We start from the raw sequence: 11,877 nt of genomic DNA, 5'->3' as shown, positions 1-11,877 counted from the left end.
GACCTGGAAAACGGCGACTTCGCCGTGGCCTGGGGCGGCGTCTCCTCGCTCCAGCTGGGCCTGTCCCTGATCTGGACCGAGGCCCGGCACCGCGGCATCTCCCTGGAACAGGTGGTCTCGTGGATGGCGGAGAAGCCCGCCGCCCTCGCCCGCCTCTCCAACAAGGGCCAGCTCGCGCTCGGATACGACGCCGACTTCTCCGTCTTCGCCCCCGACGAGGCCTTCGTGGTCGACGTCTCCAAGCTCAAGCACAAAAACCCCATCACCCCCTACGACGGCAAGGCCCTCTCCGGCGTCGTCCACCGCACCTACCTGCGCGGCAACGTGGTGGACGGCCAGACCCCCGGCGGCAAACTGATCCGCCGCGGCGGCGTCTGAGGCGCACCGGCATGGCTGTCCACGCCCATACGCCCGCCCCGAGGATACGGTGTGCGCCGGTTCCGGGGACGGCGGTGCCGGGGACGCCGCCGCGTAGGGCGCCGTCGCTGAAGGCACCGTCGCTGAAGGCGCGGGGCCTGGCCGTTTGGGTAACCGTCGGGGCAGGGCAGGAAATCGATGAAGCCGTACTGGCGCGCGCTGCCGAACTTGTGCTGGCGCGCGCCCTGAAGATTGCTCCGGAGGCGGAAGTCCACTGGCCTGCTGCCGGAGCTGCAACGTCCGACGTCGGGATGTCACCGGCCGGGACGCCCCCTGGGGAGTGGGCGCCGGCCGGTCCCGACGGCGGCACTCCCGCGCCGTCGTCGTTCTCCACGGAGGACTCCCCGCACACGGACGACGACGGCGCCTCCCTTCCGCCGTCGCCCGGGCCGGTGAGCCGGGTCGCCGTCGACCTCGCCGCGGGCGAGGTACTGCTGGACGGCGAGCGCGTGGCGCTGACCGGCGTCGAATTCAAGCTACTGCGCTACCTCGTGGAAAACTGCTCGCGCGCCATTGGCCGGGAGGAGCTGCGGCTGTTCCTGGAATCGTTCGACAGCCCGGGCGCGGCCACGCGCTCCATCGACGTCTACGTGGGGCGGGTGCGGCGGAAGCTGCGCGGCGGGCGGCACGCGATCGCCACCGTGCGCGGCGGCGGTTACCAGTTCATCCCTGGTCCGGCGGCCACGGTGCGCGGCCCGGCGGAATACAGCATCTAGGCCGGCTGTTATCACTTTCAGTCCTTGTTTGCCCGACTGAGTCCTTATTCGACGTGCAGTTCTTGCCTGACCAGTTTTTGTCTGACATGTTTTTGTTTGACCCAGATCCATCCGAAGGAATGCCATGAGCCTAAACCTGACCAACAAGCTCCAGCCTGGAACCCAGGCGCCGGACTTCACCCTGCGGGACGCCGAAGGCAAGCAGACCTCGCTGGCCGACTACCGCGGCAAGAACGTCATCGTGTACTTCTACCCCGAGGCCGCCACCCCCGGCTGCACCACCGAGGCCTGCGATTTCCGCGACAACCTGGCAACCTTCCAGGGCTCCGGCTACGAGGTCCTGGGCGTCTCCCCCGATGCCCCGGAGAAGCTGGCGCACTTCACCGGCGACTTCGCATTGACCTTCCCGCTGCTCGCCGACGAGGACCACGCCGTGGCGCTGGCCTACGGCGCCTGGGGCGAGAAGCTCGTGGACGGTGAGGTCCGCGAGGGCATCGTCCGCTCCACCGTGGTACTGGACCCCGAGGGCAAGGTCCGCCTGGCCCGCTACCAGGTCAAGGCCCAGGGCCACGTGCAGGCGCTGAAGGACGAGCTCGGCGTCTAACCGCCCCCTGCTCCCCCTCCCGACGCTCTCTCACTTCCCGCCCGTTCCTCCGGGACGCTCTCTCACCTCCTGCACGAACCCGGGGGACGCTCTCTCACCTCCTGCACGAACCCGGGGGACGCTCTCTCACCTTTCGCAAGAAAAAGAGAGACGCTCTCCCACCTCCCCCAAGGAAGTGAGAGAGCGTCCCGGCTTAAGCGACTGGAAGTGACAGAGCGTCCCGGTCCAAGCGACGGGAAGTGAGAGATGGCGTCCCGGTAGGTTAGCGGAGCACCACCGTCCTGTTGCCGCGGAGGATCACCCGGCCCTCGCAGTGCCAGCGGACGGCGTTGCTCAGGGCCTTGCACTCGGTGTCGCGGCCGGCGGCCACGAGGTCCTCCGGGCCGTAGGTGTGGTCCACCTCCACCACCTGCTGGGCGATGATGGGTCCCTCGTCGAGCTCGCCGTTGACGTAGTGCGCCGTGGCACCCACGGTCTTCACCCCGCGGGCGTAGGCCTGGTGGTACGGCTTGGCGCCCTTGAAGCTGGGCAGGAACGAGTGGTGGATGTTGATGGCGCGCCCGTCCAGCTTGCGCGTCAGCCCGTCGCTGAGGACCTGCATGTAGCGCGCCAGGACCACCAGTTCGACGTCGAACTCGTCCACGAGTTCCAGCAGCCTGGCCTCGGCCTCCGGCTTGGTGGCGGCGGTGACAGGCACGTGGAAGAACGGGATCCCGTGCCATTCCACCAAGGCCTGGTGGTCGGTGTGGTTGGACACCACGGCCACCACGTCCACCGGCAACTCGCCGATCCTGGCGCGGAACAGCAGGTCGTTCAGGCAGTGCCCGAACTTCGACACCATGATCAGCACGCGGCGCTTGGAGCCGTCCGGCTCCAGCCGCCAGCTCATCCCGAAGCGGTCAGCCACCGGGGCAAAAGCGGCCCGCAGGGTGTCCGCAGTGGAGGCATCGCCGTCGGACGCAAAGTGCACCCGCATGAAGAAGTGCCCCTCGGAGCGTTCGCCGAACTGCTGGTTGTCGATGATGTCGCAGCCGTGTTCCAGCAGGAAGCCGGAGACGGCGTGGACGATGCCCGGCGACTCGCGGCAGTCCAGCGTCAGGACATGCTCCACGGTGGTGGCGGACGGACCGGTAAAGGTTTCAGGCTTGATGGCAGTCATGGCTCAGCACTCGATCACATTCACGGCGAGGCCCCCTCGGGACGTCTCCTTGTATTTGGTTTTCATGTCCGCTCCTGTCTCGCGCATGGTTTTGATGGCTTTGTCCAGCGACACCTTGTGGCTGCCGTCGCCGTGCAGCGCCAGCCGCGCGGCGTTGATGGCCTTCACGCTGGCGATGGCGTTCCGTTCGATGCAGGGAATCTGCACCAGGCCGCCCACGGGATCGCAGGTCAGCCCGAGGTTGTGCTCGATCCCCACTTCGGCGGCGTTTTCCACCTGTTCGGGGGTGCCGCCCAGCACCTCGCACAGCCCGGCGGCGGCCATGGAGCAGGCCGAGCCCACCTCGCCCTGGCAGCCCACTTCCGCGCCGGAGATGGAGGCGTTGATCTTGAAGAGAATTCCGACAGCGGCCGCGGCCAGCAGGAAGCGGACCACACCGTCGTCGTCGGCCCCCGGAACAAACTTCGCGTAGTAGTGCAGCACCGCCGGGACGATGCCGGCTGCGCCGTTGGTGGGGGCGGTGACGATGCGCCCGCCGGCGGCGTTTTCCTCGTTGACGGCGAGCGCGAAGAGGTTCACCCACTCCATGGCCCGGAGCGGATCGGTCACGCCGGTGTCCGCCGTCAGGGTCTGGAATAACGACGGCGCCCGGCGCCTGACGTTGAGCCCGCCGGGAAGGATCCCTTCCGCGGCGCAGCCGTTGTCCACGCACTCGCGCATGACGGCCCAGAGCTTCAGCAGCTCCTCGCGGAGCTCCGCTTCACTGCGCCACACGAGTTCGTTGGCGAGCATGACGTCGGAGATGGACATGCCTTCGCGGCGGCAGATCTCCAGGAGTTCGTTGGCCGTGGTGAAGGGGTACGGCAGCGGGGTGTCATCGGCCACCACCTGGTCACCGGCGTCGGCGTCCCCGTCAACAACGAACCCGCCCCCAATCGAATAGAAGCTCCGCTCGCTGAGCACGGCGCCGGCGTGGTCCAGCGCCCGGAAGGTCATGCCGTTCGGATGTGCGGGCAGGGACTTGCGGCGGTGCAGCACCACGTCCTCGTCCCAGTTGAAGTCCACCCGGTGGTCCCCGCCGATCCGGAGTTCGGCGTCCAGCGCGGCGGCAGCCACCTGGTCGTCGGCCGTGGACGTGTCCACGGTTTCCGGTTCCAGTCCCTGGAGGCCGAGCACCACGGCCTTGTCGGAGCCGTGGCCGCGGCCGGTGGCACCGAGCGATCCGAACAGCTCGGCCTGGACCCGCGTGGTGGAGCTCAGGAGTCCGCCGCCCTTGAGGCCGTCGGCGAACAGCTTGGCTGCCCGCATCGGGCCGACCGTGTGCGACGACGACGGCCCGATGCCAACGGAGAACAGGTCCAGCGCACTGAGCGCCATCAGGGCACCTCGGGGGAAGCGAACTCCCTCATGGCGTCCAGGAGCCACCGGCCCAGGTAGTCCGCGAATGAAGCGCGGGGGAAGAGCCGGAAGCTTTCCTCCCCGGTCTTCAGCAGGGCGACGGGGATGTTGCCCACCTCGGTGGACACGGCGGTACCGGGCGTGAAGCTGCGCGGGTGCAGGTCCAGGGCGCAGCCCTTCTCCAGCACGGCACGGGCCCGCGGGCCGCTGAGCTCGAAGGTGGTGCGGTTGGCGGAGAGGTCCACCACCTGGCCCGGGGCGTCGCCCAGGGCGGCCGTGAGGGAGCCGATGAGGTCTCCGCCCAGGGAGTCGTGGGCCTCTTCCGGCGCCACGACCAGGAACTCGGACGGGCCGAGCCACAGGACGCTCACGCCCTCCTTGCCGCTGACCTCGCCGCAGCGTGCCGGCAGGCCGCCGGCCACGGACGCGATCCGGGCGCTTTCCTCGGAGTTCGGATCCACCCGGACGCCGGCCATGGTCTGGAACGGGCCCTCCTTCAGGACGACCGTCCCCGGAACGGAGCCGGTCTCCATCGCCTGGGCCAGGTGGGAGGCCGGGCTGCGGCGGATTTCCCGGAGTCCATTGATGCCTTTGAGTGCTGCGGTGTTAGCCATCTTTGCGGGTCCCTTCGGGGTCAAAAAGTACGGTTTCGGCGACGACGACATCAACCAGCTGGTCGCCGGCTGCGGCCACGAGGGTCTCGCCGATCCGGTTGCGGCCGTTCTTGATCAGCGCCAGTGCGAACGACCTTCCGAGCGCGGCGCTGTGGTAGCTGGAGGTCACGAAGCCCTGCATGGGCACGGGTCCATAGGCCGGGTTCACCGGGATCCCCTTCTCCACCAGCTGGGTTCCTTCCGGCAACCGGAGTGAACCGTCCACGGGCAGGACGCTGACCAGGTGCTTGCGGTCCTGGCGCTGGGCGTCGGTCCTGGCGTAGGAGCGCTTGCCGACGAAGTCCTTGACCTTGGAGACCACCCATTCCATGCCGGCGTCCTGCGGCGTGACGGTGCCGTCGGTGTCCTGCCCGACAATCGGGTATCCCTTCTCGGCCCGGAGCACGTGCATGGTTTCGGTGCCGTACGGGGTGATGTCGAACTCGGCGCCTGCTGCGGCCACGGCTTCCCAGGTGTTGAGCCCGTACCAGGACGGCACGTTGATCTCGTAGGCCAGTTCGCCGGAGAACGAGATCCGGCAGATCCGCGCCTTCACGCCGGAGGCGAGGGTGGTTTCGCGAAAGGTCATGAACGGGAACGCCTCGGCGTCGAGCCCGCCGTTGGCGGCGAGTTCGGGTGCCACCTTGGCGATCACCGCGCGGGATTTGGGCCCGACGACGGCAATGGTGCTCCACTGTTCGGTCACCGAGGTGCAGTGCACGTCCAGTTCGGGCCATTCGGTCTGCAGCCATTCCTCCAGCCAGTCCAGCACCTTCGCGGCGCCGCCGGTGGTGGTGGTCATGAAGAACCGGTCCTCGTCGAGGCGGAGGGTCACGCCGTCGTCGAAAATCATGCCGTCCGCCATGCACATGACGCCGTAGCGGGCGGAGCCCGGCGCGAGCTTCTTGAACGCGTTGGTGTAGATCCGGTTGAGGAACTCACCGGCGTCCTTGCCCCGGATTTCAATCTTGCCGAGCGTGGTGGCGTCCATGAAACCCACGGACTCGCGGACGGCGGCGCACTCGCGCAGCACTGCCTCGTCCATGTCCTCGCCGGACTGAGGGTAGTACCAGGGCCGCTTCCACTGCCCCACGTCCTCGAACAGCGCGCCCTGTGCCACGTGCCACGGGTGGATGGACGTGACGCGGGCGGGGTCGAAGAGTTCGCCGCGCTGGCGTCCGGCCAGTGCCGCGAAGGCGACTGGGGTGAACGGCGCGCGGTAGGTGGTGGTGCCGATGTCGCCGATGCCCCGCGACGCCTCGCCGGCCTGCCGGAGCGCGGCGGCGATGACGCCGATCGCGTTGACGCCGGAGGTCTTGCCCTGGTCGTTCGCGGTGCTGATGGAGGTGTAGCGCTTGATGTGCTCCACGGACCGCATGCCGGCCCCGGTGGAGCGGAGGACGTCGGCCACGGTCTGGTCGCGCTGGAAGTCGACGAAGTGGTGGTGCCAGTCGTCCGGCGTGCCGGACTGCCCCGGGACCAGCCACAGCTGGCGGGTGGGGGCGGACGCTTTCGGCTCGCCGATCACGGACGGCTCGTCGGCGGATTCGAAGCCGGCAGCGATCGCTGCCGAGACTCCGGCCGAGATGCCTTCGGCGAGGCAGTCCTTGAGTTCGAAGCTGCCGCGGCCCGAGCCAATGGTCTGCTGGTTCGGGACCACGGTGCTCGGCACGAATGCCGCCAGATCCTCGTCCCAGCGCAGCTTTCCCTGCCGCTGCGAGTGGAGGTGCACCAGCGGGCTCCAGCCGCCGGAGACTGCCAGCAGGTCGCAGGCGATCTCTTCGATGCCGGAGGTGAGCTCGCCGTCGTCGTTGATGCTGCGGACGGTGACGCTGTTCAGCCGGCCGTCGCCGGACTCGGAGGAGGCGGTGTTGGCCACGGCGCTGCCGATCAGCACGCGGGTGCCGGCTTCGACGGCGGCGGCAGCCACCGGGGTGAGGCCGGGACGGGCGTCGACGACGGCCGCGACCTTGACGCCGGCGGCCCGAAGGTCCGCGGCCAGGGCGTAGGCGGTGTCGTTGGTGGTGCCGATGACCACTCGCTGCCCGGCGGCGACGGCGTAACGGTTGAGGTAGCTGCGGACGGCCGAGGCGAGCATGATGCCCGGGCGGTCGTTGTTCTCGAACACCAGCGGGCGTTCGTGGGCACCGGGAGCCAGGACAACCTGATTGGCACGGATGTGCCAAATCCGCTGCCGGGACACGCCGGGGGCTGCCGGAGTGGACAGGTGGTCGGTGCGGTTCTGGACGGCGATGACGTAGTTGGCGTCGTAGGCGCCGAAGGCCGTGGTGCGGTTCAGGACGGTGCATTCGGCCGCGGAGACGAGCTCGGCCTCGACGTCCGCCACCCACTCCAGGGCCGGCTTGCCCTCGATGGTTTCGGCCAGGTCAGGCGCCGTGGATCCGGAGAGGAGCGTGCCACCCAGCTCGGGCTGGTCGTCCATCAGGATCACGCGGGCGCCGGTGCGCACGGCCTCGCGGGCCGCTGCCAGGCCGGCGGGGCCGCCGCCGACCACCAGGACGTCCGTGTGGACGTACTTCTTGTCGTACTCGGCGCGGTCATCCTCCGGGTCCAGCCGTCCCAGGCCGTTCAGCAGGCCCGCCTTCAGGCCGTCCACCAGGGTGACGGCGGTGGCGGGGAGCATGGACTCTGCCACGTGGCCGGGGAACCGCGGCTCGATCCGGACCAGCGCGTTCGGTTCCTCCACCCCGGCGGCCAGGATGCCGCGGGGCCGGTCCTCGTAGAGGGAGTTGCCGACGGCGATCCGGCCGTTGGCGAGCAGGGCCGAGGCGAGCGTGTCGCCGGGGTGGCCGGTGAATTCCTCGCCGTCCACGGTGAAACGCCAGGAGATGCTGCGGTCGATGCGTCCGCCGGCGGCGAGGCGGGCGTTCTGGGAAGTCACTTGGTTGCTCCTTCCGGGGCGGTGATGCCGGACTTAGTGGTGCCTGGGGAAGTGCTGGTTGCAGAGGTGCCGGGCGCGGTGGTCCCGGTGGTGGTGCTGTCAGCGGCGACGCTGGCGGTTCCGGCTTCAGCCGCGGCGGGGACCGCCGTCGAGGGCCGAGGCGCGCCCATCGGGTAGACGGCCTGGATGTCGTACGTGACCGTGTCACGGAGCATGTTGAACCACTGGCGGCAGCCGGTGCTGTGGAGCCAGCGTTCGGCGAACGTTCCCTTGGTGTTGTCCCGGTAGAACAGGTATTCGGCCCATTCGCGGTCGTTCAGCTCGTTCGGGTTTTCCGGGTAGGACACGTGGGCCTGGCCGCCGTAGTGAAACTCGGTCTCGTCACGCGAGCCGCAGTTGGGGCAGGAGATAAGCAGCATGTGCGTCTTCTTTCTAGTGGGCCCGGCTAGTGGGCGACGGCGGCGGCGCCGTGTTCATCGATCAGGGCTCCGGTTTCAAAGCGTTCCAGCGCAAACGGCCTGTTCAGCTTGTGCGGTGCGCCCGTGGCGATAGTGTGCGCGAACGTGAGTCCCGCAGCCGGGGTGCCCTTGAACCCGCCGGTCCCCCAGCCGCAGTTGACGAACATGTTCTCCACGGGCGTGGTGCCCACGATCGGCGAGGCGTCCAGCGTGGTGTCCACGATGCCGCCCCAGGTCCGGAGCACGTGTGCCCGGGCGAAGATGGGGAACAGCTCGACGGCGGCTGCCATCTGGTGCTCGATCACGTGGAAGGATCCGCGCTGGCCGTAGCCGTTGTAGGAGTCGACGCCGGCGCCCATGACCAGTTCGCCCTTGTGGGCCTGCGAGACGTAGACATGCACGTGGTTGGACATCACCACGGTGGGGTGGACCGGTTCGTGCAGTTCGGAGACCAAAGCCTGCAGCGGGTGCGACTGGATGGGGAGCCGGAACCCGGCCATTTCCGCCAGGACCGAGCTGTGCCCGGCCGCGCACAGGCCCACCTTTTCGGTGTTGATGGTGCCGCGGTTGGTCTTGACGCCCACCACGCGGTTTCCGTCCTTTATGAAGCCGGTGACTTCGCAGTTCTGGATGATGTCCACGCCCAGCTCGTCGCACTTGCGGGCGAAGGCCCAGGCCACATGGTCGTGCTTGGCGATGCCCGCGCGCGGCTGGTAGGTGGCGCCCATGACGGGGTAGCGGATGTTGTCGCTGATGTTCAGGATGGGGCAGAGTTCCTTGACCTGGTCCGGCTCCAGCCATTCCGCGTCCACGCCGTTGAGCTTGTTCGCCCCGACGCGACGGATGCTCTCGCGGACATCACCCAGGGTGTGGGCGAGGTTCATGACGCCCCGCTGGCTGAACAGGAAGTCGTATTCGAGCTCCTCCGGCAGGATTTCCCAGAGCTTCAGGGCGTGCTCGTAGATGGCCGCGCTCTCGTCCCAAAGGTAGTTGGAACGGATGATGGTGGTGTTCCGCGCCATGTTGCCGCCGGCCAGCCAGCCCTTTTCCAGGACGGCGATGTTGGTCATGCCGTGGTTCTTGGCCAGGAAGTAGGCAGTGGCCAGACCGTGCCCGCCGCCGCCCACGATCACGGCGTCATAGGAGGACTTGGGCTCCGGGTTGTGCCAGAGGAAATCCGGGTGTTCCGGGAGCTGGTGGGTGCTCACTGGGCTGCTCCAATCATGTCTGCCTCAAAGGCGGCAATCTCGGTGCCGCTGCTGTTCTCGGAAAGATGCGGGTAGAGGGGGAACCGGTCGGCGAGCGCCGTGACCCGGGCGCCGAGTTCGACGGCGGTGTCCTCCGCCAGGGTTCCGGTGCCGTTGGTGCCAGTACCGGCGGCGGCGATGAGCGCCGTCGCAATGATGTCCGCCACTTCGGTGAATTCGGCGGCACCGAAGCCGCGGGTGGCCAGGGCCGGTGTTCCGATGCGGAGCCCGGAGGAGACCATCGGCGGGCGGGGGTCGAACGGCACGGCGTTGCGGTTGACGGTGATGCCGATCCGGTGCAGCACGTCTTCGGCCTGCTGGCCGTCCAGTTCAGAGTTCCGCAGGTCCACGAGGACCAGGTGGACGTCGGTGCCGCCGTTGACCACGGAGATGCCGGCCGCCGCCACGTCCTCCTGCAGGAGCCGGGCAGCCAGCAGCTTGGCTCCCTCGAGGACGCGTTCCTGGCGTTCCTTGAATTCAGGCGCTCCGGCCAGCTTGAAGGCCACGGCCTTGGCGGCGATGACGTGCTCCAGCGGGCCGCCCTGCTGGCCCGGGAACACGGCGCTGTTGATCTTGCGGGCGTACTCCTCCTTGGCGAGGATGACTCCGCCGCGCGGGCCGCCCAGGGTCTTGTGCGTCGTGGTGGTGACGACGTCGGCGTAGGGCACCGGGTTGGGGTGCAGCCCTGCTGCCACCAGGCCGGCGAAGTGCGCCATGTCCACCATGAGGTACGCGTCCACCAGGTCCGCGATCCGGCGGAACTCGGCGAAGTCGAGCTGGCGGGAGTAGGCGGACCAGCCGGCCACGATCAGGCGCGGGCGGTGCTGCAGAGCCAGGGCTTCGACCTCGGCCATGTCCACGCGGAAGTCGGATTCGCGCACGTGGTACGGGACCACGTTGTAGAGCTTGCCGGAGAAGTTGATGCGCATGCCGTGGGTGAGGTGGCCGCCGTGGGCCAGGTCCAGTCCCATGATGGTGTCGCCCGGGTTCAGCAGCGCGAACATTGCGGCCGCGTTGGCCTGGGCGCCCGAGTGCGGCTGGACGTTGGCGAACTCGGCGCCGAACAGGGCCTTCACGCGGTCAATCGCGAGCTGCTCAACAACGTCCACGTGCTCGCAGCCGCCGTAGTAGCGCTTTCCGGGGTAGCCCTCGGCGTACTTGTTGGTCAGGACCGAGCCCTGTGCCTCCATGACGGCCGCGGGAGCAAAATTCTCCGAAGCGATCATTTCGAGGGTGGACTGCTGGCGGACCAGCTCGCGGGCAACGGCCTGCTCGACCTCTGGATCGACTGCGGAAAGTCGCTCATTCAACTGCTCAACCACGGATGCTCCTTTGAAATACCATTCTGTCTCTAACTGATATATCAGTGTGATGACAATGGTATGATTGAGCTCACAAGAGAGTCAATAGCCGGCAGCAAACTGGCACTGAGCTTCCGTTTGAGACTCGGACCCCAAAGGGCCCAATATCTAAGAGGACCCCCGCACCGTAGAACGGAGCCGCGCCGTGAATGCACTTCCCGCATTGCCGCCCGCCGAGGACGAAGCACCGTCACAGGCGGAGGCGGCGTACCGGCAGTTGCGCGACAAGCTGATCATGCTTGAAATCCGGCCGGGCGAACCCATCAACGACGGGCAGCTGGCCGCCGAGCTCGGCTTCGGCCGCACGCCGGTGCGCGAGGCGATCAAGCGGCTGGAGGTGGACCACCTGGTGGTGTCCTATCCGCGCCGTGGAACGTTTGCCACCAACGTGGACTTCACCGAACTGGCCGACGTCTCGGAAATCCGGGAACTGCTGGAACCGCTGGCGGCCCGCCGTGCGGCGACGAGGGCCAGCGCGGCCATGCGCCGCGAATTGCTGAGCGTCGCCGACACCATCGCGGGGCTGGCCCCGGGCCCCGCAGAATCCCGCGAGCTCATGAAGTACGACCTCACGGTGCACCGTCTGATCTACCGGGCCGCCGCGAATCCGCACCTCGAGGACACCCTGATCCGCTACGACAACCTGGCAACCCGCATCTGGTGCCTGGTCCTGGACAAGGTGCCGTCAGTGAGCGGCCACATCACCGAGCACGTGGACCTGCTCAGGGCGGTGGCTGAAGGGGACGCCGACAAGGCCGGTGAACTGGCTTTGCACCACGTCACGAGCTTCGAAGAGACCATCCGGAAGGTCCTTTAGGCGCGGCAGGCAACGCCGATCCGGCACAGCCTTGTTGAAGGCCGCGCCCCGTAGTGACTCATGTCAAGATGCTCGCGAAAGTGTTGTGCGTGCCTCATCTATTTGTGCTCGCGTGGATGCTGTTTCCAGGGCCCGTGTTTTTGCG

11 protein-coding genes are annotated in these 11,877 nt (G+C 68.0%); 4 read left to right on the top strand and 7 right to left on the bottom strand.

What is annotated here, in order from left to right; translation table 11 throughout:
• The 3 genes from ASG92_RS23060 to bcp all read left to right on the top strand — a co-directional run.
• A partial coding sequence (locus ASG92_RS23060) for an amidohydrolase family protein (RefSeq protein WP_157372428.1) occupies window positions 1-378 on the top strand: 378 nt, incomplete at its 5' end.
• A gap of 11 nt (window positions 379-389) precedes the next feature.
• Window positions 390-1,133, top strand: coding sequence for a winged helix-turn-helix domain-containing protein (locus ASG92_RS23055; RefSeq protein WP_056634011.1), 744 nt, complete (start codon window positions 390-392; stop codon window positions 1,131-1,133).
• A 124-nt stretch (window positions 1,134-1,257) separates the two neighbouring features.
• Window positions 1,258-1,737, top strand: a complete 480-nt coding sequence (gene bcp, locus ASG92_RS23050; RefSeq protein ID WP_056634008.1) for a thioredoxin-dependent thiol peroxidase — start codon at window positions 1,258-1,260, stop codon at window positions 1,735-1,737.
• 262 nt (window positions 1,738-1,999) lie between these two features.
• Here bcp and purU read toward each other — a convergent pair whose 3' ends face one another.
• The 7 genes from purU to glyA are packed head-to-tail and all read right to left on the bottom strand — an operon-like array spanning window position 2,000 to window position 10,876.
• Window positions 2,000-2,896, bottom strand: coding sequence for a formyltetrahydrofolate deformylase (gene purU / locus ASG92_RS23045; RefSeq protein WP_056634005.1), 897 nt, complete (start codon window positions 2,894-2,896; stop codon window positions 2,000-2,002).
• 3 nt (window positions 2,897-2,899) lie between these two features.
• Window positions 2,900-4,273, bottom strand: a complete 1,374-nt coding sequence (locus tag ASG92_RS23040; RefSeq protein WP_056634002.1) for an L-serine ammonia-lyase — start codon at window positions 4,271-4,273, stop codon at window positions 2,900-2,902.
• Window positions 4,273-4,908, bottom strand: coding sequence for a sarcosine oxidase subunit gamma family protein (locus ASG92_RS23035; RefSeq protein ID WP_056633999.1), 636 nt, complete (start codon window positions 4,906-4,908; stop codon window positions 4,273-4,275). The genes ASG92_RS23040 and ASG92_RS23035 overlap by 1 nt, the downstream gene beginning before the upstream one ends.
• Window positions 4,901-7,849 carry a sarcosine oxidase subunit alpha family protein gene (locus ASG92_RS23030; protein ID WP_056633996.1) on the bottom strand — a complete coding sequence of 983 codons (2,949 nt, stop codon included), beginning with the start codon at window positions 7,847-7,849 and terminating at the stop codon, window positions 4,901-4,903. The genes ASG92_RS23035 and ASG92_RS23030 overlap by 8 nt, the downstream gene beginning before the upstream one ends.
• Complete coding sequence (locus tag ASG92_RS23025; protein WP_056633993.1) at window positions 7,846-8,268, bottom strand: sarcosine oxidase subunit delta; 423 nt, start codon at window positions 8,266-8,268, stop codon at window positions 7,846-7,848. Before ASG92_RS23025 ends, ASG92_RS23030 begins: the two co-directional genes overlap by 4 nt.
• Before the next feature lie 26 nt (window positions 8,269-8,294).
• A complete protein-coding gene (locus ASG92_RS23020) occupies window positions 8,295-9,515 on the bottom strand; it encodes a sarcosine oxidase subunit beta family protein (RefSeq protein ID WP_056633990.1) in 1,221 nt (406 codons plus the stop codon).
• Window positions 9,512-10,876: a serine hydroxymethyltransferase gene (glyA, locus tag ASG92_RS23015; protein WP_056633987.1), complete on the bottom strand. Its 1,365-nt coding sequence runs from the start codon at window positions 10,874-10,876 to the stop codon at window positions 9,512-9,514. Before glyA ends, ASG92_RS23020 begins: the two co-directional genes overlap by 4 nt.
• 184 nt (window positions 10,877-11,060) lie before the next feature.
• Between glyA and ASG92_RS23010 the strand changes: the two genes are divergently transcribed.
• A complete protein-coding gene (locus ASG92_RS23010) occupies window positions 11,061-11,732 on the top strand; it encodes a GntR family transcriptional regulator (protein ID WP_056633985.1) in 672 nt (223 codons plus the stop codon).
• Window positions 11,733-11,877 lie beyond the last annotated feature (145 nt).

It is taken from the genome of Arthrobacter sp. Soil736 (assembly GCF_001428005.1).
Classification (GTDB): domain Bacteria; phylum Actinomycetota; class Actinomycetes; order Actinomycetales; family Micrococcaceae; genus Arthrobacter.
This window is presented reverse-complemented; position numbering and strand designations above follow the sequence as displayed.

Excerpts from the sequence above, each read along its gene's own strand:
- ASG92_RS23055 (WP_056634011.1), top strand. The coding sequence starts at position 390 with ATGGCTGTCCACGCCCATACGCCCGCCCCGAGGATACGGTGTGCGCCG.
- bcp (WP_056634008.1), top strand. The coding sequence starts at position 1,258 with ATGAGCCTAAACCTGACCAACAAGCTCCAGCCTGGAACCCAGGCGCCG.
- purU (WP_056634005.1), bottom strand. The coding sequence starts at position 2,896 with ATGACTGCCATCAAGCCTGAAACCTTTACCGGTCCGTCCGCCACCACC.
- ASG92_RS23040 (WP_056634002.1), bottom strand. The coding sequence starts at position 4,273 with ATGGCGCTCAGTGCGCTGGACCTGTTCTCCGTTGGCATCGGGCCGTCG.
- ASG92_RS23035 (WP_056633999.1), bottom strand. The coding sequence starts at position 4,908 with ATGGCTAACACCGCAGCACTCAAAGGCATCAATGGACTCCGGGAAATC.
- ASG92_RS23025 (WP_056633993.1), bottom strand. The coding sequence starts at position 8,268 with ATGCTGCTTATCTCCTGCCCCAACTGCGGCTCGCGTGACGAGACCGAG.